19 protein-coding genes are annotated in these 23,798 nt (G+C 67.6%); 8 read left to right on the top strand and 11 right to left on the bottom strand.

Translation table 11 applies throughout. From position 1 onward, the window contains the following. Positions 1–39: 39 nt before the first annotated feature. From ABFX54_RS32165 to ABFX54_RS32140, 6 genes are all read right to left on the bottom strand, one after another. Positions 40–1,527, bottom strand: coding sequence for a trypsin-like serine peptidase (locus ABFX54_RS32165; RefSeq protein WP_346110336.1), 1,488 nt, complete (start codon positions 1,525–1,527; stop codon positions 40–42). A 176-nt stretch (positions 1,528–1,703) separates the two neighbouring features. Next, on the bottom strand, positions 1,704–3,233 hold the full coding sequence (locus tag ABFX54_RS32160; protein ID WP_346110335.1) for a trypsin-like serine peptidase: 1,530 nt from the start codon (positions 3,231–3,233) through the stop codon (positions 1,704–1,706). A gap of 434 nt (positions 3,234–3,667) precedes the next feature. Further along, positions 3,668–5,200 carry a trypsin-like serine peptidase gene (locus ABFX54_RS32155; RefSeq protein WP_346110334.1) on the bottom strand — a complete coding sequence of 511 codons (1,533 nt, stop codon included), beginning with the start codon at positions 5,198–5,200 and terminating at the stop codon, positions 3,668–3,670. A 497-nt stretch (positions 5,201–5,697) separates the two neighbouring features. Next, positions 5,698–6,861 (bottom strand): trypsin-like serine peptidase, encoded by a 1,164-nt coding sequence (locus ABFX54_RS32150; protein WP_346110333.1) that lies wholly within the window; start codon positions 6,859–6,861, stop codon positions 5,698–5,700. A gap of 196 nt (positions 6,862–7,057) precedes the next feature. Further along, positions 7,058–8,149 carry a trypsin-like serine peptidase gene (locus tag ABFX54_RS32145; RefSeq protein WP_346110332.1) on the bottom strand — a complete coding sequence of 364 codons (1,092 nt, stop codon included), beginning with the start codon at positions 8,147–8,149 and terminating at the stop codon, positions 7,058–7,060. A 416-nt stretch (positions 8,150–8,565) separates the two neighbouring features. After that, the gene (locus tag ABFX54_RS32140) at positions 8,566–9,687 is read right to left on the bottom strand and encodes a trypsin-like serine peptidase (protein ID WP_346110331.1); all 1,122 of its coding nucleotides are present in this window, start codon (positions 9,685–9,687) and stop codon (positions 8,566–8,568) included. Positions 9,688–9,970: 283 nt separating this feature from the next. Between ABFX54_RS32140 and ABFX54_RS32135 the strand changes: the two genes are divergently transcribed. The 6 genes from ABFX54_RS32135 to ABFX54_RS32110 all read left to right on the top strand — a co-directional run bounded on the left by ABFX54_RS32135 (position 9,971) and on the right by ABFX54_RS32110 (position 15,575). Next, on the top strand, positions 9,971–11,401 hold the full coding sequence (locus ABFX54_RS32135; RefSeq protein WP_346110330.1) for an acetyl-CoA synthetase: 1,431 nt from the start codon (positions 9,971–9,973) through the stop codon (positions 11,399–11,401). A 96-nt stretch (positions 11,402–11,497) separates the two neighbouring features. Then, complete coding sequence (locus ABFX54_RS32130; RefSeq protein WP_346110329.1) at positions 11,498–11,776, top strand: hypothetical protein; 279 nt, start codon at positions 11,498–11,500, stop codon at positions 11,774–11,776. Then, positions 11,763–12,191 carry a type II toxin-antitoxin system VapC family toxin gene (locus ABFX54_RS32125; protein WP_346110328.1) on the top strand — a complete coding sequence of 143 codons (429 nt, stop codon included), beginning with the start codon at positions 11,763–11,765 and terminating at the stop codon, positions 12,189–12,191. The genes ABFX54_RS32130 and ABFX54_RS32125 overlap by 14 nt, the downstream gene beginning before the upstream one ends. Before the next feature lie 47 nt (positions 12,192–12,238). After that, entirely contained in the window at positions 12,239–13,132 is an 894-nt protein-coding gene (locus tag ABFX54_RS32120) for a hypothetical protein (RefSeq protein ID WP_346110327.1), read from the top strand. Positions 13,133–13,682: 550 nt separating this feature from the next. Beyond that, positions 13,683–14,639 (top strand): zinc-binding dehydrogenase, encoded by a 957-nt coding sequence (locus tag ABFX54_RS32115; protein ID WP_346110326.1) that lies wholly within the window; start codon positions 13,683–13,685, stop codon positions 14,637–14,639. A 72-nt stretch (positions 14,640–14,711) separates the two neighbouring features. Beyond that, positions 14,712–15,575, top strand: a complete 864-nt coding sequence (locus ABFX54_RS32110; protein ID WP_346110325.1) for an oxygenase MpaB family protein — start codon at positions 14,712–14,714, stop codon at positions 15,573–15,575. Between the two features lie 133 nt (positions 15,576–15,708). On the opposite strand, the gene ABFX54_RS32105 is transcribed toward ABFX54_RS32110, so the two are convergent. The 5 genes from ABFX54_RS32105 to ABFX54_RS32085 form a co-directional block, all read right to left on the bottom strand. After that, positions 15,709–16,461 carry a PadR family transcriptional regulator gene (locus ABFX54_RS32105; protein ID WP_346110324.1) on the bottom strand — a complete coding sequence of 251 codons (753 nt, stop codon included), beginning with the start codon at positions 16,459–16,461 and terminating at the stop codon, positions 15,709–15,711. Next, positions 16,458–17,261, bottom strand: coding sequence for a DUF4097 family beta strand repeat-containing protein (locus ABFX54_RS32100; RefSeq protein WP_346110323.1), 804 nt, complete (start codon positions 17,259–17,261; stop codon positions 16,458–16,460). The genes ABFX54_RS32105 and ABFX54_RS32100 overlap by 4 nt, the downstream gene beginning before the upstream one ends. Before the next feature lie 266 nt (positions 17,262–17,527). Beyond that, entirely contained in the window at positions 17,528–17,704 is a 177-nt protein-coding gene (locus ABFX54_RS32095) for a DUF6104 family protein (RefSeq protein WP_181308704.1), read from the bottom strand. Positions 17,705–17,812: 108 nt separating this feature from the next. After that, entirely contained in the window at positions 17,813–21,460 is a 3,648-nt protein-coding gene (locus tag ABFX54_RS32090; RefSeq protein WP_346110322.1) for a multifunctional oxoglutarate decarboxylase/oxoglutarate dehydrogenase thiamine pyrophosphate-binding subunit/dihydrolipoyllysine-residue succinyltransferase subunit, read from the bottom strand. A gap of 204 nt (positions 21,461–21,664) precedes the next feature. After that, a complete protein-coding gene (locus ABFX54_RS32085) occupies positions 21,665–22,309 on the bottom strand; it encodes a B3/B4 domain-containing protein (RefSeq protein WP_346110321.1) in 645 nt (214 codons plus the stop codon). Positions 22,310–22,396: 87 nt separating this feature from the next. Between ABFX54_RS32085 and ABFX54_RS32080 the strand changes: the two genes are divergently transcribed. Together ABFX54_RS32080 and ABFX54_RS32075 are read left to right on the top strand one after the other, a co-directional pair. Further along, positions 22,397–22,966, top strand: a complete 570-nt coding sequence (locus tag ABFX54_RS32080) for a helix-turn-helix domain-containing protein (protein WP_346110320.1) — start codon at positions 22,397–22,399, stop codon at positions 22,964–22,966. After that, the coding region (locus tag ABFX54_RS32075; RefSeq protein ID WP_346110319.1) for an MFS transporter at positions 22,963–23,798 on the top strand (836 nt) is incomplete at its 3' end. The genes ABFX54_RS32080 and ABFX54_RS32075, both read left to right, overlap by 4 nt.

Genomic DNA, 23,798 nt, shown 5'->3' with positions numbered 1-23,798 from the left:
GCCGTCATGGCCCGGGCCTTACCGCCGATCACGTGGTGCTTACTTCAGCAGCTCGCCGTTCGGGCCCACGACGGACTTGGTCGCCGCGTAGTTGGCCTTGTTGTAGACGTCGGCGGTCTCGCCGTCGAAGATGGCCGAGCTGATGTAGTCGATCCGGCCGTTCTCGTCGTTGTCGTAGTACATGCTGGTCACGCCGTTGACGTAGCCGGTGCGCTTGGCGTTGTTGTACTTGAGCAGCCACGGGCCGCCGTCGGCGCCCGGGGTCATCGAGCACTTGAGCACCTGGTGCGTCTCGACCCTGAACGTGTTGACCTGCCAGCTCTTCGTGCCGGTCTTGCCCGCGCACCACTTCGGCGTGACGCCGCTGAAGGGACGGTCGCCGTCGGGGTGCGAGGCGCTCGGGTAACCGAAGACCGTGACCGGCTGGTTGAGCGGCTGGTTCCAGGAGAAGCCCTGACCGCCGACGACGTCGCCGAGCCGGCCCATGTCCTTGGCGATGCCGAGGATGTAGCGGGCCTCGTAGTACTTACGCTCGGTGCCCGGCTTCACCCACTTCTGGGTGTAGTAGTGGATGACCGTGTAGTTGCCGCGCTTGTCGGGGCCGGTGCCCTTGTCGCCCGGGCCCTTGTAGGCCTGCCACTGCGTCTTCGTGAGGTGCTCCACGACCGGCTCGCCGAACTTGAAGCCCTGGCCCCGTCCGGTCCTGGCGGCGGCGTAGGCCTGCTTGGAGACCTCGACCTTCTCCACGACGGCGTCCGGGTGGTCGGGACCGGCCAGCTGGGCGTCCTTGGCGCCCACGGACCAGCAGTGGCCCAGGTTGAGCTGGCACTTGCGGAACTCCTCCGCGCTGACCTCGCGCGGCTTGACCCACTTGTCGCCGGCGAACTCCTTGAATTCCTTCCAGGAGACCTCCTTCTCGGCGCCCAGCATGAAGCCGTTGTGCACCGCGACGAAGGCGTAGTCGCCGTCGTAGTCGTCGTAGGTGTCGAGGTCGTAGGCGGTGAAGGCGTAGGCGCCGACGTAGACGCCCCAGGGGGCCCGGCCCTGGTAGTAGCCGGGGATGAAGATCCACTTCTGGTAGACGTCGTCACCGTGCTCGTACACGCAGTGGCCGGCGGTGGCCACCAGGTTGCGGTTACGGGACTGGATGGAGGTGGCCGAGCACCAGCGGTACTGGCCCTTGGAGTCGAGGAAGAAGACCTTGCCGATGGTCTTGGGCAGGTTGACGTTCTTCGAGGCGCCGGCCTTGGCGGTGGTGGTGGGGCCGGTCATGCCGGGCTTGCCGTCGGGGGCGCCCTTGCTGCCCGTGCTGACGAGCTTGGGAACCTGCTTGGAGTCCAGGTTGTACTGAGTGGCCTTCTTGAGCGCGGCCCCGTTGGAGTCGAGCCAGAAGGCGGCGGCTCCGTAAGCGTCGGCCGGCTTCGGGAGGAGGTTGTCGGTCGCCCAGTTGGGCGCGGCGTTGGCGGGCGGGGCGAGGACGGCGGCGCTCAGGCCGACAGCGGCGAGGGGGACGAGCAGGCGCTTCACGGAAGGACTCCACAGTTGTCAAAAAGGGTGTAAAAACCCTATCGACCCATTGGTCACTCTAGTAAGGGGTTTCGCGCAATTTCCAGCAGAAAGGCCGAAGGGCCCGGCTGGCAGCCGAGCCCTTCGGGTGAAGCATGCGAACGATGACTAGGTCGTCGTTCTTGTCCTGCTGGGAACTACTTGACGAGCTTGCCGGACCACGACTTGGACGCGGCGCTGTAGATCGCGGCCGTCTCACCGTCGAAGTACGGCGAGGTGATCGTGTCGTAGCGCTTGTTCTTGTCGCTGTCCATGACCAGGCTCGTGACACCGTTGACGTAGCCGAGGCGCTTGGCGTTGCTGTACTTGAGCAGCCACGGGCCACCCGCGTAGCCACCGGTCACGGCGCACTTCAGGGAGATGTGCTCCTCGACCTTGAACTCGGGGGCCTTGGTGACGTTCTTGCCAGTCTTGCCGTAGCACCACTTCGGCGTGACACCGGTGTAGGGCTTGTTGCCGTCCGGGTGCGCACCCTGCGGGTAACCGAAGGTGCGGACGTACTTGCCGGTCGGCTGGTTCCACGCGAAGCCCTGGCCACCGACGTTGTCGCCCAGGCGGCCACCGCTCTTCAGCTCGCGACCAACGATGTTGGGCTCGAGGCGGACGAAGCGGGCGACCTTGCCGGGCTTGAACCACTTCTGCACGTAGTAGTGCGTGATGGTCCAGTTGCCGCGGGCGTCCTTGGCAACCGTCGCCGGGTACTTGAACTTGTTGTCGTTCTGGAGCTTCTTGTACGCGATGGCCTCGTTGAGGGTCACGTTCTCGACGACGGGCTCGCCGAACTTCTTGCCGTTACCCTGGCCGACACCAGCGGCGTCGTAGAAGGCCTTGCTGACCTCGAAACGGTCGACCACAGCGCCGGGGTAGTCCGGGCCGGTGGCCTCGTCAGCCTTGCCCGGGTCCACGTCGTAGTAGTCGGTGGTCGCGGGGTCGAGCTTGCCCTTCTTGTACTCGGCCTCGGTGACCTCGACGTCCTTGACGAACTTCTCGCCCTGGTACGCCTCGTAGGTCTTCCAGTCCACAACCTTCGAGGACTTCTGGACACCCGCGAGGGCGTCGTAGACGGTCACGAAGGCGTAGTCGCGGTCGAAGTCCTCGTAGACCTCGAAGTCGTAGTGGGTGAACGCCTGCTTGCCCACGTAGATGCCGAACGGGGTCTTGCCCTGGTAGTAGCCGGGCACGAAGACCCAGCGGGACACGACTTCCTTGTTCGCCGCGATGTCGTAGACGCAGTGGCCGGCGGTGGCGACCAGGTTGCGGTACTGCGACTGGATGGAGGTGCCGGAGCACCAGTACAGCTTGCCGTCACGGCCCTCGAAGAAGACCTTGCCGATGGACTTCGGCAGGTTCACGTTCTGGGTCTTGGCGACGGTCTTCTTCTCCTCGCCGATGGGCGCGGTGACCCCCGGCTTGGTGTCCGCGCTATAGCCACCACCGCGGACGATCTTGTCGACCTCGAGAACGTCGGGGCTGAAAGCCACGGCGCCCTTGAGGGCGGCGTTGTTGGACTTGGTCCAGAACTCCACGACCTCTTCGGCCTGGGCCTGCGTCTTGGCGAGATCGGCGTTCTCGATGACGTTGTCAGCCTGCGCCGTGCCGGCGAGACCGGCAGCGAGGAGACCAGTGGCCAGAATGGCGCCACCGGCCGGGAGGAGGATGCGCTTCAAGGTAACTCCTTGCGCTGTCGTGGAACGCCTCTTGCGTCCCATGCGTCAGTAAAGGGATAGCCAGGAACATACAGTGTCGATCTTGAGCTCGGGTAGCTGATCTGAAAGGAAAAGTCGCGACAAGCCGGGCGTGATCGTTCTGTGATGTTTAAAAGGCTGATGCGCAGGAGCTGTGTGAAGCTTCAGTTGTCACCATTTGGCCTGATCAACATAAGGATGTTGTCAAAGTGGCCATGGGTACGGAGACGTCCTCTTGATCCGGTCTCGCGAAACAATGTGACACAGATCACATCGACTTGATGGCACCGTCTGGGCGTCCCATGCGTCCAAACGCCTTCACCTCGCCGGAGAAAAGCAGAGGGGCCCGGCAGGATGCCGGGCCCCACGCTCGCAACAGTTGAACGGACGGTCAGGGACCGGTCGCTAACCGCTACTTAGACGATCTTGCCGGACCACGAAGCGGCCGCGGCCTTGTAGACGGTGTTGGTCTCGCCGTCGAAGTACGGCGACGAGATGTAGTCCACGCGGCCGTTCTTGTCCTGGTCGTTGAAGGTGCTGGTGACACCGTTCACGTAGCCGAGACGCTTGGAGTTGCTGTACTGGAACAGCCACGGGCCACCGTCGGCGCCCTCGGTCATGGCGCACTTGAGAGCGACGTGCTCCTCGATCTTCTTGGCGGCGGAGCCGACAAGCTTGCTCGAGGTCTTGCCGTAGCACCACTTGGGCGTGATGCCGGTGTAGTTCTTGTTGCCGTCGGGGTGCGCGCCGGCCGGGTAGCCGAACACGCGGACGTACTTGCCGGTCGGCTGGTTGTACGCGAAGCCCTGACCGCCGACGTTGTCGCCGAGGCGACCAGCGTCGAGGGTGGCGCCGTCGACGATGAGGAAGACGGTCTTGTAGAACTTCGTGTCCGTGCCGGGCTTGTACCACTGCTGGACGAAGAAGTGGGTGATCGTCCAGTTGCCGCGACGGTCCTGCTGGACCTTCGCCGGGTACTTCTTGTCGTCCTTCGCCTGGTTGGCCTTGTAGGCGGCGGCCTCGTTGTCGGTCACGATCTCGGTGATGGGCTCACCGAACTTGCGGCCGTTGCCCTGACCCACGCGAGCCGCGCGGTAAAGGGCCTCGGAGACCTCGACCTTGCCGACGACGGCGCCGGGGTAGTCGGGGCCGGTCGCCTCAGGCGCCGAGCCACGCTTGGCCCAGTAGGCCTCGGTCCGGGTGGGGTCGAGCTTGCCCGCGCGGAACTCCTCGCGGCTGATCTCGACGTCCTTGGCGTCCTTGATGCCCTGGTACTTGTCCCACTCGGCCTTGGAGACCTGCTTGGCCTGGCCACCCTCGACCTTGACGCCGTTGTAGACGGTCACGAACGCGTAGTCGCGGTCGTAGTCCTCGTAGACGTCGAAGTCGTAGTGGGTGAAGGCCTGCTTGCCGACGTAGATGCCCCAAGGAGCACGGCCCTGGTAGTAACCGGGGACGAAGACCCACTTGGTCATGACGTCCGAGTTGGTGGCGGTGTCGTAGACGCAGTGCCCGGCCGTGGCGACCAGGTTGCGGTACTGCGACTGGATGGAGGTGGCGGAGCACCAGCGCTTCTCGCCCTTGCTGTTGACGAAGAACACCTTGCCGATGGTCTTCGGCAGGTTGACGTTCTGCGTCTTGGCGGTGCTCTTCTTCTCCTCGCCGATCGGCGCGGTCACGCCGGGCTTGGTGTCGGCGCTGTAGCCGCCCTTGCTCTGCAGCCGGGCGACGTCGGTCTTGCTGTCCCAGACGTTGGACTCCTTGGCGGCCTTGAGGGCAGCGCCGTTGTTCTCCGCCCAGAAATCCGCGATGGCCTTCGCGTTGGCAGCGGACGTCGCCATGTTGTCCTTGGCGACGTCGGTGTCAGCCGAGGCCGTACCGGCGAGGCCGGCGGCCAGAAGGCCGGTGGCCAGAAGGGCGCCACCGGCGGGGATGAGGATGCGCTTCAAGGGAACTGCTCCTTGCTCTGTCGTGGGTCGCAACATGCGTCCCATGCGTCAGTAAAGGGATAGCAAGGAACATAGCGTGGTGATCTCCGCAGGTGGAACCCGGTTTGGCGGATCGGGTAGACGCCCTTACCGCCGTGACCTTTCCGTTACCAGTCAGAGATCTTCGCGCGCCGTGATGTGAAAGTTACGTTTGCGCAGGGTGTGAGTGGGTTATCGCTTACGGCACGAAAGTTCCGTTAGCATTCGTCGCAGAGCGTAGTCGGTTATATGTGACTCAGATCACAGGAACCAGATTTGGGCCTGCCCCGTCTAAGTTTGCCCGATCCTCACAGGTGATCTTCAGGATCGGGCCGGAAGCGTTCAGATCCGGGCTCCTGAGGCCGCTTCTCGTCGGCCCGCACGGGCTTCCCAGGGCCTCTGAGATCCCTTGCGCGGGGCCTGGAAACGCGAACGAGGGCCTCGGTGAGAACCGAGACCCTCGTCTGCTCGCGCGTGACTTACTTGTACAGCTCCCCGTTCGGGCCGACGATCTTGCCCGACCAGACGTTCTTGGCCGCGTTGTAGACGCCGGCCGTCTCGCCGTCGAAGTACGGCGAAGTGATGTAGTCGATCCGGTCGTTGCCGTCCTGGTCGGCGAACGTGCTGGTGACGCCGTTCACGTAACCGAGGCGCTTGCCGTTGCTGTAGTTGAGCAGCCAGGGCCCGCCGTCGAAGCCGGGCGTCACGGCGCACTTGAGGCCGATGTGCTCCTCGATCTTCAGCCAGGACGCGCCCACCGCCTTGGAGGTGGTCGTGCCGTAGCAGTACTTCGGCGTCACGCCGCTGTACGGCCGGTTGCCGTCAGGGTGCGGCGCCGACGGGTAGCCGAACGCGCGCACCGCCTTGCCCGTGGCCTGGTTCCAGGCGAAGCCCTGACCGCCGACGTTGTCGCCCAGCCGCCCCGCGTCCTTGGACAGCAGGATGTAGTGGTGGCCGCCCCACGACCGCTTCGGGCCGGTGAAACGCTGGTAGTCCTTGCGGTTGACCTGCTTGACACCGTTGAACTGGATGCCGTTGTAGACGGTGACGAACGCGTAGTCGCGGTCGTAGTCCTCGTAGGTGTCGAAGTCGTAGTGGGTGAAGGCCTGCTTGCCGACGTAGATCCCCCACGGCGTCTTGCCCTGGTAGTAGCCGGGGACGAAGACCCACTTGTCCAGCGTGGAGGAGTTGCTGTCGGTGTCGTACACGCAGTGTCCGGCCGTGGCGACCAGGTTGCGGTAGTTCGACTGGATGGAGGTGGCCGAGCACCAGCGGAACTTGCCGTGGGCGTCGACGAAGAAGACCTTGCCGACGGTCTTGGGCAGGTTCACGTTCTGGGACGATCCGGTGGATCTGGACTCGCCGGTCGGCGCCGTGAGGCCGGGCTTGCCGTCGGGGGTGTAGCCGCCCTTGGAGACGACCTTCCGCACTTCCTTCGAGTCCCACGTGTACTGCGTCGCAGACCGGAGCGCCTTGCCGTTCGAGGCCAGCCAGAAGGAGGCGACGGAGACGGCGTCGGCGGAGTTGCGGGCCATCGGGTCGTGGGCGATGTCGTTGTCCGCCTGCGCCGTGCCGGACAGGCCGGCGGCGAGCAGACCGGTCGCCAGGAGGGCGCCGCCGGCGGGGAGGAGGGTTCGCTTCAAGGTAACTCCAGGTTGCGCTGACATGAGGCGCATCGTGCGCCTCCGAAACTCAGCTAATGGACAGCCCGGAACCTACAGCTTTGCCTGTGTTCGTGTGACGCACGGGAAGATCGGGTCACCGGTGGGAGCGTGGCCCGTGGTCCAGCCGGATGAAGAAGCCGCTGATCACGCCAAGTGACCAGCCGGTTGCTATGACTTACGTCACATTTGACACGGTGGCCTGTGCCGCCGCCCGGCGGTAGACCTCTCCGGTCGTGGTGTCGAAGTAAGGCGACGACACCGCGTCGTAGCGGTCTCTGGCGTCCCTGTTCCAGGTCAGGCTGTTGACGCCGTTGAGGCTGCCGAGCTTGCGGGTTTTGTCGTAACCGATCACCCAGGGGCCGCCGCTGGCGCCGTGGCTGAAGTCGCACGGCTGAAGCTCGACGCCCTTCTGCAGGTCGAGGCCGGGGGCCACGGTGTAGCGGGTGCCGCGCTCGGGGCACTCCAGCAGCGTCTTGCCGTCGAACGGGCGCGAGCCGTCGGGCTGCGCGCCCGCCGGGTAGCCGAAGGGCCTGGCGGTGTACGAGCCGGGCTTCTTGTTCAGCTCGATCCCCAGGCCGCCCACGTTGTCCTGGAGCCGGCCGACGTCCTGCATGACGTAGTCGCCGTTCTTGGCGACCCAGGTGAACCCGCGGTTCACCGTGACGAAGGCGTAGTCGTAGTCGTAGTCGACCTTGCCCATCCAATCCTCGTGCAGGCTGATCGAGGCGCCCACATAGATGCCGTCAGGCGTCTCGCCGTTGGCGCCCGGGTTGGGGACGAAGATCCAGTAGTCGGCGGGCTTGGCCTGGCGCGAGTCGTACGCGCAGTGCGCGGCCGTGGCGACGACGCTGCGGTTCTTGGCGGCGATCGAGCTGGCGGAGCACCAGTACTCCTTGTCGCCGAAGCGGAAGAAGACCTTTCCCATGGTCATCGCGGAGCCCTTGCGCGGCAGTGCTGGCGCGACGCTCTGGGCGGCGATCGATCGACTCACCCCGGCCACGGGGTTGGCGGGGGCGGCCGCGGCGGCGGTCGTGCTCGCCGGGGCGGCGGCGCCGGGGGTGGCCGGGCTGTAGCTGTCGCTCTTCTTCAGGCGGTCGGGCTTCCAGTAGTTCGCGACCCGCTTCACGTCCGCGAGCGTCCTGGCCAGCGGGACGGCGTACACCTTGCTGATGGGCGCGGCGGCGGTGGCGGTCCCCGTGAGGGCGGGCAGCATCAGCAGCGCGCTGCTCAGCGCAGCCGCCGCTAGGTGCCGGGCCCGGGGGATCATGAAATGCGCCTTTCTTGGGGTCGTAAGGGTGGATTTTTCCAGATGTACAGACTGTATTGCAGCTTGGATAGAGATTCGTTACCTGATCAAGGGTGCATCGTGAACTATAAGGACACTGTCAGCCGAACACTCCCGATACACGTTAATGATCATTAGCAAGTTGGCATAGTCGCAGGTCAGGCCGGGTGTGGTTGCGTATGTCCGCGCGCGCTAATGCGCGCATTCCCGGTCATGATCAGGATCGTTCCAGTGGCGCACGCCACGTTGCCGCGGCCCCATTCCCGGCCCAGGGGAAGGCCCCGGATCCACTGGGGAACCGGGGCCCGGGTGCAGGCTCGCTCAGCGCTCATTCACTGCTCGCTCAGTGCTTGCCGACTGCTCGATCAGTGCTCGTTCACTGCTCGATCGGTGCTTGATCAGCGCCAGTTGCCGGTCCAGCGGTTGGCGGCGGCCTTGTAGACCTTGTAGGTGTCGGTGTTGAAGTACGGCGACGAGATGTGGTCGTACCGGTCGTTGCCGTCGGTGTCCCACGCGACGCTGTTGACGCCGACCAGGTAGCCGGTCCGCGACGCGCTCTTGTAGTTGTAGATGAACGGCCCGCCGCTCGCGCCGGCGGTGAAGGAGCACTTGAAGCCGATGTGCTCCTGGAGGTTGTACTTCCTGGCCTCGGGCATCGGCTTGGTCTTGCCGTAGCAGTACTTCATGGTGCGGCCGGTGAACGGCTTGTCGCCGTCGGGGTGCTCGCCCGCCGGGTAGCCGAAGGAGAACACGTTCAGCTTGGTGCTCCGGTTCCAGGTGAAGCCCTGGCCACCGACGTTGTCACCGAGCCGGCCGACGTTCTTGACCGTCCACTTCCACTTGCCGCCGACCTTCTCCCACTTGACCTTGATGCCGTTGAAGACGTTGACGAACGCGTAGTCGTAGTCGTAGTCCTCCTTCACCACGAAGTCGTCGTGCGCGTTGAACGTCTTGGCGGCGTAGATGCCGTAGGGCGCCTTGCCCTCCCAGACCTTGTCGCCGTCCCAGTAGGACGGGATGAAGATCCAGTTGTCGTAGAAGGTGTTCTTCTTGGTGTCGTACACGCAGTGGGCGGAGGTCGCCACGAGGTTGCGGTACTTGCTCTGCACCGAGCTGGCCGAGCAGTAGCGCCAGTTCTTCGGGTTGCGCGGGTCGGCCTTGGGCAGCGTGAAGAAGACGCGGCCGACCGTGTTGGGCAGGTTGACGTGCTTGCTCTTCTTGGACTTCGTCTTCTCCGCGCCGATCGGCGGAACGGAGCCGGCGGGACCGTCGGGGGAGTCGTTCCTGCCCTTGACGCCCTTGGTGGACAGGTCGACGCCGTCGTCGTAGTCGGTGGCCAGCTTGATGCGGTCCGGCGTCCAGAACTGGACCGCCTGCTCAGCAGGGGTGGCCGAGTTCCTGGACACGACGTCCGAGGGTGCGGTCGCGCTCGCCGCGCCGCCGCTGACCATTCCCGCCGCCAGCCCGATGGCCACGAGGCCGGCGAGGGGGATCGCGATGCGCCTTGCTCGGGAATTCATGGAGCTCCTCTCAGCTTTCGGCGGCCCAGAGCGGGGTACTGCGCCCCGGTGGGCCAGGAAAACGTTGGGAACGTTAATGAACGGCCCGAGCCGGCCGCCAGGAAACGACGTGAAAAAGCATGGGCCGGTTCCATTCCGTTATAGAAATAGCGAGTTCGCATGTATTCTGAATTAGCATTTCCGCAGGTCATCTGCCTGATTTATTTTCTCTGACCACAGCGGTAACGCCAATTATCAAGCGCCACTCCTTATCAACCGAACCTTGTTCTGGTTAGATGGCGGCATGGATCCTCGCACGCCCTGTCTCATTGGCATCGCCCAACTCACCATTCGCGAACAGCCGGGCCCTGAACCGCTGGATCTGTGGGAGTCGGTCGCTCGCGCCGCCGCGGACGACGCGCGGCTGCCCGTCGGGCGGCTCGACTCGATCCAGATCGTCCACACCGACTCGTGGCAGTACGACTCGCCGGTCGGCCGCCTCGCCGAACGCCTCGGTGCCACGCCGCGCCACCAGGTCTACTCCAAGGTCAGCGGTACGGCTCCGCAGTTGCTCATCGGCGCCGCCGCGGCCGGGATCGCGGCGGGCGAGCTGGAGTCCGCGCTGGTCACGGGGGCCGAGGCGCTGGCCACGCGGCGGGCGTACCGGAAGGCGGGCGAGCACGCGCCATGGAGCCACCCCGCGGATCCACGGCCTCCATACGGGTGGGAGCGGCCGCCGCATCCCTCGGCGCTGGCGCACGGGTTGTTCCTGCCGGTGCACACCTATCCGATCATGGAGACGGCGCGGCGGGCGGCGATCGGGCTCTCCATCGAGGAGGAGATGCGCGAACGGGCCCGGATCATGGCTCCGATGACCGAGGTGGCGGCGGCGAACCCGCACGCCTGGCGCCGGGTCGCGCGCACCCCCGACGAACTGCTCGACCGCTTCGTCGGCTGGCCGTACACCAGAAGCACCGTGGCCGTGCTGGAGGTGGACCAGGCGGCGGCCGTCGTGCTTGCCAGCTCGCGACTGGCCGACCGGCTCGGGGTGCCCCAGGATCGGCGGGTCTACCTGCGCGGATGGGCGTACGCGGAGGACACCTGGGAGGTGGCGGCGCGGCCCGGGCTCGGCTCCTCGCCGGCCATCGCCGCCGCCGCGCGGGCCGCGTTCGAGCGCGCCGGGCTCGGGCTGGACGACATGCACGCGCTCGACCTCTACAGCTGTTTCGCGATCGCGCTGCGGCTGGCGTGCGACGCGATCGGGCTCGACCCGCTGGACCCGCGCGGGCTCACGGTCACGGGCGGGCTGCCGTACGCGGGCGGGCCGGCCAGCGACTACGTGCTGCACTCCACCTCGACGATGGCGGGGCTGCTGCGGGCCCAGTCGGGGCACGGGCTGGTCACCGGAGTGGGGATGCACCTGACCAAGCACACGTACGCGGTGTGGTCGAGCTCGCCGGGCGGGCGGCTGGGCGGTGCCTCGCCGGTGCACACGTCCGAGGAGGTGCCCATCGTGGCGTCGTACGAAGGGGCGGGGAAGGTGGCCGGCTACTCGGTGGCGCACGGGCCTGGGGGAGCCGCCGAGAAGGGGTTCCTGGTGGTGGAGGTGCCAGGAGGGCGGGCTTACGCGGTGGTGGAGGAGGCGAACCTGCTCGCGGAGGCGGAGGAGCGGGAGCTGGTGGGGCGGGAGGTGCGGGTGACGACCGATGGGAAGGTCAATGCGGCCTCCTGGTGACTCCAACTTAGCGGCAAATCTGTGACCGGGTGACTACTATCTGATGTTGACATTTTTATGTCAGCGCCGGACGCTGGAGTCATGCGGAGGACAACGGTGCGCATCGACGAAACGCTCCTCAACGAGGCGAAGGCGTACGCGGCGAAAAACGGACGAAGTCTCACCTCAGTCATGGAGGATGCCTTGCGACAACTGCTCAACCGCTCCGCGGAGGTGGCCCAGCGGCCCCGCGTGGAGCTGATCACCTCACCGTGCGAGCCCGGCTACCACGCATGGGTGCAGCAGAGGCTCGACGCGGGCGACAAGCTGGAGCACATCGCCTACGACCTGGGCGACGCGGAGCGACTCCCGGAGGCGTTCGATGCTCCTCGCTGACACCAACGTCCTCGTCAACGCGTTCCGGCGCGAATCCGCCGACCACGATCGCTGCCTGGCCGTCGTCGATGAGATGGTCAATGGCGACTCCAGCTACGCCGTGAGCGACTTCGTCGTCAACGGGTTCCTCCGGATGGTCACCAACCGGCGCATCTACCTCAAGCCCGACCGGCTCGAAGACGCCCGGGCCTTCGCCGCGTCCTACCGCAACCAGCCGCACGCGTCGGTGGTCACGGCCGAGGACCGGCACTGGGAGATCTTCACCCGGCTCAGCCGTCAGGTCGGCGCCACCGGCAACCTCGTCCCTGACGCCTATCTCGCCGCACTCGCCATCGAGCACGGTTGTGAATTCGTGACCTGCGATCAGGATTTCGCCAAGTTCGAGGGCTTGCGCTGGAGGTCGCCCCTGAACTGAACTGGAGTTCAAGGGCGCAAGCCGGCACCGACTCGGCTAGGAACGTCGTGGCGGAACAGTTCGACGTCATCGAGGCAGGCGAGCGCGGCCGCCGCCGGTGGACAGGGCTGCTGGTGGTGCTGGCGCTCCTGCTCATCCCCGTTATCGGCCTGCTCGTGAGCCGGGACCCCGAGCCCGAAGCCGAGTCCGAGCCCTCTGCCGCGACCGCGACCCCTGAGCCCATCAGGTCCCTGACCCGGCTGGACAACGCACCCAACATCGTCAACCCGCCCGCCGTGCGCAAGCAGGGAGACGAGGTCATCCAGGTGGTGTTCCCCCACGGCGTGCGGGCCGAGGTGCGTTATCCGGCCGAGCTGGATCTCGACGACATGGGGTCACGGCCGTTCCATGGAGCCTGGGTGGAGGGCCGCTTCCGCCAGTTCGTCGCCCCGTACGGTGGCGAGCTGGAGGTCACCCGCGGCGGGCAGCCGATCAGAAACTACGCCCCCAACGTGACCCTCTGGCCGCGCCAGGCCGGCAGCGGCTTCTACGGGCAGGTGCTGCTGTTCGAGTTCGGGCCGTGGCGGCTGGCGATGTACGACCGGGGGCAGGGGCTGACGTTCGACCAGCGGCTGTCGCTGGCCCGCAACCTGCGCGGGCGGGTGACCAAGGACGGCTTCCTCGTCCTGTCGGCCCGCCGCGACATCCGGCTGACCAGGCCGGGGGAGCAGGTCCAGGGCCATCCGGTCGGGCCTCAGCTGTGGTTCGGGGGTGGTGCGGGGCAGATGGTAGCCCTCGTACCGACACCCGACTGCGCCGACGACCGCGCCCTGCCGGACGTCATCGAGGGCCGGGGCCGCCCGAGCGAGACGGTGTGCCGCGGCGACATGCTGATCGCCGTCACCGGCTCGACGGAGTTCAGGAAGCAGGCGATCGAAGGGATCCGGGTCACGGTGAAGTGACCCCAGGCGCTGGTCGGGGGCGTCGGGGACCTGCCGGATGCTTACCGGGTAGCGCTGGGGGAGCATCGGGCGGTTGCTGGGGAGTGCCGGGGGTTCGTCGGGTGGTGTCGCGCGGTGCCGGGCTCGGAAGTGGGGGTGTCGGGGCAGTGCCGGGCCCTTGTCGGGTGGTGCTGCGGGGTGTCTGCCGGGCAGCGCAGCGGATTTGGTATCGCGTGTGGTGGTGTGCGTGCTGCCTGCGCTGTTGCCGCTGTCGCTTGCTGTTGCGCTGCTGCCCGGGGCGGTGTCGTGCAGCGCTGGGATTTGTCGCCAAGCCCCACGCTGCGCGGCCTCGCCCAGCGGGCAACCAAATCCGCGGGACCATCTGGCGGACACCCAACAGACTCACAACTTCGTTCGACAGGAGCCCGGCGTAGCACGGCCCGACGAATGCCCACCAGTCAGCGACACCGCCCGACACGCCCGGCACTGGTCAGAGAAAGCCTGCCGCCACCCAGCAAGCGCTCTGGGAGGGTGGCGGGGTGGGGTGATCGGGTTGAAGTAGGGTGCGGCCATGTTCGCCGTAACCGCCACACAGACCGATCCCGACAACCCGCTCGCCGGCCTGACGCTGGGCGAGCGACCCGAGCCGAAGGCGCCGGACGGGTGGACGACCGTCTCGGTGCGGGCCGCCGCGCTCAACCACCACGACGTGTGGACGCTCAAGGGCGTCGGCATCCGGCAGGACCGGCTGCCGATCGTGCTCGGCTGCGACGCCGCCGGCGTGGACGAGGACGGCAACGAGGTGATCGTGCACTCCGTGATCGGCACCGGTGCCGACGAGACGCTCGATCCCAAGCGCACGCTGCTGTCCGAGCAGCACGACGGTACGTTCGCCGAGCGGGTGGCGGTGCCGCGCCGCAATCTGGTGCCCAAGCCGGCCTCGCTCAGCTTCGAGCACGCGGCCTGCCTGCCGACGGCGTGGCTGACCGCGTACCGGATGTTGTTCGACAAGGCCGGGCTGGAGCCCGGCTCGACCGTGCTGGTGCAGGGCGCTGGCGGTGGTGTCGCCACTGCGGTGATCGCGCTCGGACGGGCCGCCGGGTACCGGATCTGGGCCACCAGCCGTTCGGAGAGCAAGCGGGAACGGGCCCTGCAACTGGGCGCCGACCAGGTCTTCGAGCCGGGTGCGCGGCTGCCGGAACGGGTGGACGCGGTCATGGAGACCGTCGGCCAGGCCACCTGGGATCATTCGCTCAAATCGCTCAAGCCCGGCGGGCGCATCGTCGTCTCCGGCGCCACCAGCGGCGCGGTTCCGCCCGCCGACCTGAACCGGGTCTTCTTCCTGCAGTTGTCCGTGATCGGTTCCACGATGGGGACGCGGGAGCAGCTCGGGCGACTGGCGGTGTTCCTGGAGCAGACGGGGCTGCGGCCGGAGATCGACCGGGTGCTGCCGCTGACCGAGGCCCGAGACGGGTTCGCCGCCATGGCGTCAGGGGAGATCTTCGGAAAGATCGTCTTTGCCGTCTGAATAAGTGATGGGTTACTTCTGACGCTTCCGGGTGATACAAGAGGTAGTGGTTGTGTCACCCGGGAGGTTGTCATGATGCACATCGAGCCCTTCGGCCCAGGTTCGATGCACTGGGACACGACCGGCGAATACCGCAACCTGCTCGTGGCCGGCAGCGCGCTGGTGCTCCAGACCATGCATCCGGCGGTCGGCGCGGCGGTGGCCGAGCACTCCACGTACAAGGACGACCCGTGGGGGCGACTGGAGCGCACGCTCGTGTCCGTGCAGAAGTGGGTGTACGGCGGCGCCGACGGCCCGGCCGAGGGGCGGCGGCTCAGGGAGCTGCACAAGCCGATCAGCGGAGTGGACGAGAGCGGCCGGCACTACCACGCGCTGAACGGCGAGGCGTGGGCTTGGGTGCATCTGTCGCTGTTCGAGCGGTTCATCGTGCTCAACCGCTATTTCGGCACCCCGTTCACGCGCGACCGGGAGCGGCGCTTCTACGCCGAGTCGCGGCAACTCGGCGCGATCCTGCGGGTGCCCGAGCGGGAGTTGCCCGAGGACCTGGACGCGTTCTGGCGCTACTTCGACCGGATGGTGGCCGAGCGGCTGGAGGCGCATCCGACCGCGCTCGACGTGCTCTCGGTCATGCGCGGCACCCCGGCGCCGCCCGGGCTGCCCGCTCCGCTGCGCCGGTTGTGGACGCCAGTGGGTGCCGGGGCGGGTGAATTCAACTACTTCCTCACGGTCGGCACCTTGCCGTCCGCCGTGCGAAGGAAGCTCGGCCTGCGCTGGACGGGCCGCGAGGAGCGGCGGCTGCGGCATCTCGGGCACGCGGTGGCCATGCTGACCCCGCGCCTGCCTGAGCGCCTGCGCTACATGCCCATCGCCTACCACGCCCGTAAGGCGGCCCGCGCCTCCCGCCGCCCCGACCGAAACCACCTCCGCTCCGCGTAGGAGGTGTTGTGACGGGGTTCTCCGCGGGGTGCGGCTTGCTGGATGAACCTGGGGGAACGCCGACTCCATCTCGTTTCGTCGGACGCCGGGAGCAGCCGGATCCGCTCCCGGTCCGCCTGGGTGTGGGGTGAGGTCAGCGGTCGAGGATGTCGTGGATGGTGCGGCTGGTCTCGTGCAGTGACGTCCGCAGTTCGTCCAGTTGCTCCGGGGTGAGCCGGGCCTGTGACGCCTCCTCGCGGACCTGGGCGACGAAGTCTGCCAGCAGTTCGCCCAGCTCGGCGTCCAACGCGGCCCTGTTGGCGGACGCGCCGGACGGCTGGCCGCCGAGTGTGGCCCAGACCTCCGACCAGATCCGGCGCCACTCCCCGCTGAGCCGCTCGCCCTCGTCCTGCCAGTGGGTGGCGTGTTCCATCCACTGGCGCTTCTGCTGCTCCCTGAGGCGCCTGATGTCCTCTTTCTGCTTCTGGCGCAGCCGCCTGGTGTCCTCGGCCGCGCCCGTGCGTACGTCCTTGGCCATCCGGGTCAGCTCGTCGCGCAGCGACTTGACCGTGTCGCGGACGTCCTCCTTGACCTCGCGGGCGATGTCGCGCACCGAGGCGGAGATCTCCTGCTCCAGGTCGTCGAGCTCGTCGAGCCGGGCGTTCAGCTCCTCGCGGCCCTTGTCGGTGATCGAGAACACCTTCTTGCCCTCGACCACCTCGTGCGTCACCAGGCCCTCCTCCTCCAGGCGGGCCAGACGCGGATAGATCGTGCCAGGAGAGGGCGAGTAGACGCCGAGAAAGCGGTCCTGGAGCAGCCGGATGACCTCGTAGCCGTGGCGCGGGCTCTCTTCCAGCAGCTTGAGCAGGTACAGCCGGAGCCGGCCGTGACCGAAGACAGGGCTCATTCCTTCTCTCCCTTGAGCAGCGTGACCTCGCCGGAGACCGTGATCGCCGACAGCGAGGCCATGCCGCCACCCAGCCGTCCCGACATCGTCTTGGAGCCGGGGCTGTTCGTGTTGGACAGTCCGTCGAAGGTGCTGACCAGCCGGCCGGAGGTGGATCTGAAGCTGACATCCGCCTCCACGTTCTTGGGCAGCCTGACCAGGATGTCACCAGAAACACTGTTGAGCGTCACGTGACCCGTGGGACGCAGGAAGAGATCGGCGGTGATGCGGCCGGAGACGCTGTTGGCCTTCAGCCGGCGCGGCGTGCCGTGGGCCACGGTCAGGTCGCCCGAGACGCTGACGAACGACAGGTCGCCGCCCAGCGCCCGGCTCTCCACGGCGCCCGAGACGGTGTTGGCGGCCACGTCGCCGCTGACGCCGTCGAGCACGATGTCGCCGGAGACGCTCTTGACGTTCGTGACCTTCTCGAACCCGGCCACCAGCGCGGGTGCGGTCACCACGCCCGCCTTGACCCGGCAGTGCTTGGGCACGGTGATGGACAGGACCGTTCTGCGCTTGTCCCGGCGCAGCCAGCCGAGCAGGCCGTCCCAGGTGAGGTCGCGATAGGCGATGGTGAGCTCTTTGTTCGCCTCGTCGTAGGTGACCAGGAGCGGCGAGGCGGAATCGAACTCGGCCACCTCCAGGGTGGGTGGGCCGTCGCTGGCCAGCACGTCGAGGCGGCCGGCGACGATGCGCACGTCGAGTGAGTCCACGTCGCCGAAGGTCAGTTGCCCCGGCTCTTCGATCGTCCACTGCTGCATGCTCCGCCGGCCCTCTCTTGTGGGTACGCTCCTACATGAATCACGATATGTCGCGTTGGCGGCAAACTCAAGATGTATCGCGTTATGAGGTGCGGGTGGGGGCGGCCGGCTTTGCCGGACTACTTGCGGGACCAACCGGTGCGATCCCGTCGTGTACGGCACCGCGCCGACACCCTGGCCGCCGACGCACCCGGTGCCGACATAGCGGGCGCGCACGTGTCTCGTGCGGATCGGCTGTCGGATGGTGGTCACGGAAAGGAGCGGGGTCAGTCGTCCTCGTCGTCCAGTCGGGCCAGCCACGTGGCCAAGCGCTCGATCGGAGTCTCGAACTCCGGGTTGAGGTCGACGAACTCCCGCAGCCGCTCCCCGAGCCACAGCAGGCTGACCTCTTCCTCACCCCGCCGCTCGACCAGCTCCTCGATCCCCCGATCGGTGAAGTACATCGTTCTCCCCTTTTCCAACCGCCGGGCCCGGCAAGGGGCCCGGATGTGACGTGACCGGACAAAGCAGCGAGCCCCCGGCGAGTACCGGGGGCTCGCTGGTAAGACGACTCAGCCGAAGATCTGGTGCTGGATCTCTTCGAGCTCGGTGTCGTGCGAGTTGTGCGAACCCGTCGCCGGCGAGCTGTTGGGCCTGCGCGACACGCGCCGCACCGCCCGTCCGCCCAGCGTCCCCGGGTCCTCGGCCAGCTTGAGGGTCAGGTACGGCCACGGCCCCATGTTGGCCGGCTCGTCCTGGGCCCACACCAGCTCGACCTGGTCGCCGTAGCGCCCCAGCTCGGCCGCCAGCTCGTCCGACGGGAACGGGTAGAGCCGCTCCAGCCGCACGAGGGCGACGTCGTCACGGCCCGACTTGTCGCGCGCCGCGGCCAGCTCGTAGTAGAGCTTGCCCGAGGTGAGCACGACCTTGGTCACCTTGCCGGGGTCGACGGTGGTGTCGCCGAGGACCGGCTGGAAGGTGCCCGAGGTGAAGTCGGACGCCCTGGAGGTGGCCGCCTTGTGGCGCAGCAGCCACTTGGGCGTGAAGACCACCATCGGCTTGTGCCGCTCCGACTCCACCTGCCAGCGCAGCAGGTGGAAGTAGTTGGCCGGAGTGGTGGGCTGCGCGACCGTCATGTTGTCGAGCGCGCAGACCTGGAGGAAGCGCTCGATGCGGGCCGAGGAGTGGTCGGGGCCCTGGCCCTCGAAGCCGTGCGGCAGCAGCAGCACGACCGAGGACTTCTGACCCCACTTCTGCTCGCCCGACGAGATGAACTCGTCGATGATCGTCTGGGCGCCGTTGACGAAGTCGCCGAACTGCGCCTCCCAGAGGACCAGCGCGTCGGGACGGACCACGCTGTAGCCGTATTCGAAGCCCAGCGCCGCGAACTCGCTGAGCAGCGAGTCGTAGACGTAGAACTTCGTGGTGCCGTGGTTGAACGTCTTGAGCGGCGTGTGGTCGGCGCCGGTCATCCGGTCCACCAGGACGGCGTGGCGCTGGGTGAACGTGCCGCGCCGGGAGTCCTGGCCGACCAGGCGCACCGGGTGGCCGTCGATCAGCAGCGAGCCGAACGCCAGCGTCTCGCCCATCGCCCAGTCGATCGCGTCCTGCTCGACGCTCTGGCCGCGGCGCTGCAGCACCGGCGCGAGGCGCGGGTGCGGCGTGAAGCCCTCGGGCAGGTTGAGCTGGGTGTCGACGATGCGCTTGAGCGTCTCGTCGCTGATCGCGGTCGGCGTGTCCTCGTGGGACCACTTGACGACCTCGGTCGGCGGCACCCGCATCGCGCCCGCCTCCAGCGGCTTCTTCGCCGCCTCGCGGGTCTCGGTGAACGCCTGCTCCAGCTTGGCCTGGTAGTCGCGCAGCGCCTGCTCGGCCTCTTCGACCGTGATGTCGCCGCGGCCGATCAGGGCCTCGGTGTAGAGCTTGCGGGTCGAGCGCTTGGCGTCGATGAGGTCGTACATCAGCGGCTGGGTGAAGGCGGGGTTGTCGCCCTCGTTGTGGCCGCGGCGGCGGTAGCAGATGAGGTCGATGACGACGTCCTTGCGGAACGCCTGGCGGTATTCGTAGGCCAGCTCGCCCACGCGTACCACGGCCTCGGGGTCGTCGCCGTTGACATGGAAGATCGGCGCCTGGATCATCCGCGCCACGTCGGTCGCGTAGACCGAGGAGCGGGAGGAGGCGGGCGAGGTCGTGAAGCCGACCTGGTTGTTGACCACCACGTGCACGGTGCCGCCGGTGCGGTAGCCGCGCAGCTGCGACAGGTTGAGCGTCTCGGCCACGACGCCCTGGCCGGCGAAGGCCGCGTCGCCGTGGATGAGGACCGGCAGGACCGTGAAGCCCTCCTCGCCCCGCTCCAGCAGGTCCTGCTTGGCGCGGACCACGCCTTCGAGCACCGGGTCGACGGCCTCCAGATGGGAGGGGTTGGCGACCACGGACGCGGTGATGGTCTTGCCGCTCGGCGCGGTGAACTCGCCGCTCGCGCCCAGGTGGTACTTCACGTCGCCCGAGCCGTGCGCGGTGCGCGGGTCGATGTTGCCCTCGAACTCGCCGAAGATCTGGGCGTAGGACTTGCCCACGATGTTGGCCAGCACGTTGAGCCGGCCGCGGTGGGCCATGCCGATGACGACCTCGTCGAGGTCCTCGTCGGCGGCGTCGCTGATCACCGAGTCGAGCAGCGGGATCAGGGACTCGCCGCCCTCCAGCGAGAAGCGCTTCTGGCCGACGAACTTCGTCTGCAGGAACGTCTCGAACGCCTCGGCGGTGTTGAGCCGGGACAGGATGTTGAGCTGCTCGTCGCGCTCGGGCGACTTGTGCGGCTTCTCCACCCGCGCCTGGATCCAGGCCCGCTCCTCGGGGTTCTGGATGTGCATGTACTCGATGCCGACGGTGCGGCAGTAGGAGTCACGCAGCACGCCCAGGATCTCGCGCAGCTTCATCAGCGGCCGGCCGCCGAAGCCGCCGGTGGCGAACTCGCGCTCCAGGTCCCACAGCGTCAGGCCGTGTGACTGGATGTCGAGGTCGGGGTGCTTGCGCTGCTTGTATTCGAGCGGGTCGGTCTCGGCCATGAGGTGCCCGCGCACGCGGTAGGCGTGGATGAGCTCGATGACGCGCGCGGACTTGGCCACGTCGTCGTCGTGGGAGGCCGAGATGTCCTGGACCCAGCGGACCGGCTCGTACGGGATCCGCAGCGCCTCGAAGATCTCGTCGTAGAAGCCGTCCTCGCCGAGCAGCAGCCGGTGGATCTGGCGCAGGAAGTCGCCCGACTGGGCGCCCTGGATGATCCGGTGGTCGTAGGTGCTGGTCAGCGTCATGACCTTGGAGACGGCCAGGCGCGAGAGCGTGTCGGGGGAGGCCCCCTGGTATTCGGCCGGGTATTCCATCGCGCCGACGCCGATGATCGTGCCCTGGCCGGGCATGAGGCGCGGGACGGAGTGGACCGTGCCGATGGTGCCGGGGTTGGTCAGCGAGATCGTGGTGCCGGCGAAGTCGTCGACGCCCAGCTTGCCGGAGCGAGCCTTGCGGACGACGTCTTCGTAGGCGACCCAGAACTGCCGGAAGTCCATCTCCTCGGCGCCCTTGATGGAGGGCACGAGGAGCTGGCGGTCGCCGTTGCTCTTCTGCACGTCGATGGCCAGGCCGAAGCCGACGTGCTCGGGCTTGACCAGGGTCGGCTTGCCGTCGATCTCCGCGTAGGAGTAGTTCATCTCCGGCATGGCGCGCAGCGCCTTGACGATCGCGAAGCCGATCAGATGGGTGAAGGAGATCTTGCCGCCACGGCCCCGCTTGAGGTGATTGTTGATCACGATGCGGTTGTCGATGAGCAGCTTGGCCGGAATGGCCCGCACACTGGTCGCCGTCGGAACCGTCAGCGACAGGTCCATGTTGGCGGCCGTGCGCGCGGCGGCGCCGCGCAGCTTGACCTCTTCGGCGCCCTTGGGCACCGCGGCGGCCGGCTGCTTCGGCTTCTCGGCCACGGGCTGCGCCTTGGGCGCGGCCTTGGCCGGTGCCGTTGGAGGCGGCGCGGTGACAGTGCCGTTCGCCGCCTCCCTGACCGGGGTTCGGCCCGGTCCGTAATCAGGGTTGTAGTCAGCGAAGAAGTTCCACCAGGCCTTGTCGACAGACTCGGGATCTTGGAGGTACTTCTGGTACAGCTCGTCGACAAGCCACTCGTTCTGACCAAAGCTTGCCAGCGGGTTTGTCCGCGACGACTCAGACGACACGGCGGAAATCGCCCTCTTCCGCAGATCGGCGTTGATGTTAGAGAACCTGTCCAAGGCTACTCGCCCGGACTGGCAACGCGCGCCGAAGAGCCCGCGCCGCCTCGAACGATCCTCTCAGGACAGCGCGGAGAGGTCACGCTCGCCTAGTCAATCCGGGTAGTGCGCCATTTATTACTCTTTGGTATCAACGTCGATGCCTGAGGTTTATTTCCCGCCAGAAAGCAACCTGGTGATGATCCGTACCTCTGGGGACAACTCGGACAGGAGGTCCGCCAGCTCCTCGCCCGCCTGCTTGAGCTCCTCCAGCGACATGGGCTCCAGGCGTTCGAGCAGGAAGATCGCGTTGGTGGTCTCCTCGGTGAGGCGCGTGCGCACGACCTGGCGCCAGTTCCACCGGCGGCAGGTGACGCCGGCGTCGTCGCGCCAGATCACCTCGCCGGGATCGGGCTGCCCGAGCGCCTCCTCCGACGGCTCGTCGCCGCCGGCCCTGACCAGCCGGGCCGGGCCGACGTAGCGGTCGAGGTCCTCGCCGCCGATGGGCAGCGCGTGCTTGACGCTGATCGAGTTGTACGCGTCGACCGCGCGGTTGATCTCCGGCAGCGGCATGCGGCGGGTGAGCGCGTCGACCGAGGGCCGGGTGCGCTGCGGCTTGGCGCCGAAGGCGCGGTAGGCGTCCTTCCAGGCGTCGATCTTGTCCGTCTGCACCTCCACCTCGGACGCCTCGGCCAGCCAGGCCCGCGTGCGGTCGTCGGTGGGCCCGTTGTTCAGGCCGTGCGCGGTCATGACCAGCACCGCGAAGTCGGGTCGCAGCGCGAGGACGGAGTCGTCCACCCAGATGTCGTCGAGCATCCCCACAGTTTAGGAGCCGGGGAACCCGGGAGCGGAAACCGCAAAATTCACTTTGCAAAATTAGCTTTGCGGTTTATCGTCGGTCGTATGCAGGAGTCGTACAAGATCACCGATCCGCAGGTGCTCAGGGCGGTCACCCATCCGCTGCGGGCCCGCCTGCTCGGTCTGCTGCGCGCCGACGGCCCGGCCACCGCGAGCGAGCTCGGCCGCAAGATGGGCGAGAGCTCCGGCTCGACCAGCTACCACCTCCGCGAGCTGTTCAAGTTCGGCTTCATCGAGGAGGACGACGACCGGCGCGACGGCCGCGAGCGCCGCTGGCGGGCCCGCCACCGCTACACCTCGTGGAACAGCAGGGAGATGTCCGACACCCCTGAGGGGCGCGAGGTGATCAAGGTCATGCGGCTGTGGCAGGCCGAGGCGCTCGGGCAGGTCGTGCAGGAGTTCGACGAGTCCGAGTGGTCTCCCGAGTGGGTGGAGACGGCCGGCATGAGCGACCACATCGCCGAGCTGCCGCCGGCCGGGCTGGCGGAGTTCATGGCGCGTACGGAGGAGATCCTGCGTGAGCTGACCGCCCGCCACGCGGGGGCTGCCGACATCGAGCAGGTACGGATCTGGGTGGGGGGCTTCCCCAGAGCCCGGGAGGAGAGATCATCATGACCGCGCGATCGGCGTACCGGCGTTACCTGCTCGTCAGCTTCCTGACCTGGCTGCCCGTGGGACTCATGGCGGCCGGCATGGTGCTGCTGATGAGCGAGCGAGGGCTCGGCCTGGCCCAGATCGGCCTGGTGGTCACCGTCTTCTCGCTCGTGGCCGTCGGCCTGGAGCTGCCCACGGGCGGCTTCGCCGACGTCGTGGGGCGGCGCGTGGTGCTGGCCGCCTCGGCCGCGGTCACGGTGGCGGCGCTCGCGCTGATCAGCGTGTCCACGACGTTCTGGATGTTCGTGGCGAGCGGCGTGCTGAAGGGCGTGGCCAGGGCGCTGTCCAGCGGCCCGGCGACCTCCTGGTACGTCGACACGCTGCACGGCATCGAGGGCAGGGACGCCGACCTCAAACCGGGCCTGGCCGGGGGCAGCGCGATGGAGTCGGTGGCCCTGTGCGTGGGCGTGCTGGCAGGTGGCGCCCTGCCGCTCCTGGTGCCGCCCTCGCTGATCTTCCCGCTGGCCGCGCCCTCCATGGTGGGCGCGGTGGCGGCGCTGGTGCTGCTGGTGGTGGTGCTCATCGCGATGCCCGAGCCGGCCCACGAGCGCCGCTCGTTCGGCAGCGTCCTGCGCGAGGTCCCCGCCACGGTGGCGGGTGGCGTCAGGCTCGCGCTGCGGGGCGCGGTGCTGCGCCGGCTCATGCTCGCCGCCGTCGTCTCCGGCGTCGTCCTGACCGGCATCGAGCTGCTCGCGCCCGGCCGGCTGGCCGAGCTGGCGGGCAGGGCCGAGCCCGGCAGCCTGGCCGGCGCGGCGGTGGCGGCGCTCGGGTTCGCCGGCAGCGCGGCGGGCAG

The sequence above is a fragment of the Nonomuraea maheshkhaliensis genome, assembly GCF_039529435.1.
GTDB classification, from domain to species: domain Bacteria; phylum Actinomycetota; class Actinomycetes; order Streptosporangiales; family Streptosporangiaceae; genus Nonomuraea; species Nonomuraea maheshkhaliensis.
This window is presented reverse-complemented; position numbering and strand designations above follow the sequence as displayed.

Excerpts from the sequence above, each read along its gene's own strand:
- ABFX54_RS32085 (WP_346110321.1), bottom strand. The coding sequence starts at position 22,309 with ATGCTCGACGACATCTGGGTGGACGACTCCGTCCTCGCGCTGCGACCC.
- ABFX54_RS32100 (WP_346110323.1), bottom strand. The coding sequence starts at position 17,261 with ATGCAGCAGTGGACGATCGAAGAGCCGGGGCAACTGACCTTCGGCGAC.
- ABFX54_RS32105 (WP_346110324.1), bottom strand. The coding sequence starts at position 16,461 with ATGAGCCCTGTCTTCGGTCACGGCCGGCTCCGGCTGTACCTGCTCAAG.
- ABFX54_RS32115 (WP_346110326.1), top strand. The coding sequence starts at position 13,683 with ATGTTCGCCGTAACCGCCACACAGACCGATCCCGACAACCCGCTCGCC.
- ABFX54_RS32110 (WP_346110325.1), top strand. The coding sequence starts at position 14,712 with ATGATGCACATCGAGCCCTTCGGCCCAGGTTCGATGCACTGGGACACG.
- ABFX54_RS32145 (WP_346110332.1), bottom strand. The coding sequence starts at position 8,149 with ATGATCCCCCGGGCCCGGCACCTAGCGGCGGCTGCGCTGAGCAGCGCG.
- ABFX54_RS32080 (WP_346110320.1), top strand. The coding sequence starts at position 22,397 with ATGCAGGAGTCGTACAAGATCACCGATCCGCAGGTGCTCAGGGCGGTC.
- ABFX54_RS32135 (WP_346110330.1), top strand. The coding sequence starts at position 9,971 with ATGGATCCTCGCACGCCCTGTCTCATTGGCATCGCCCAACTCACCATT.
- ABFX54_RS32095 (WP_181308704.1), bottom strand. The coding sequence starts at position 17,704 with ATGTACTTCACCGATCGGGGGATCGAGGAGCTGGTCGAGCGGCGGGGT.
- ABFX54_RS32140 (WP_346110331.1), bottom strand. The coding sequence starts at position 9,687 with ATGAATTCCCGAGCAAGGCGCATCGCGATCCCCCTCGCCGGCCTCGTG.
- ABFX54_RS32125 (WP_346110328.1), top strand. The coding sequence starts at position 11,763 with ATGCTCCTCGCTGACACCAACGTCCTCGTCAACGCGTTCCGGCGCGAA.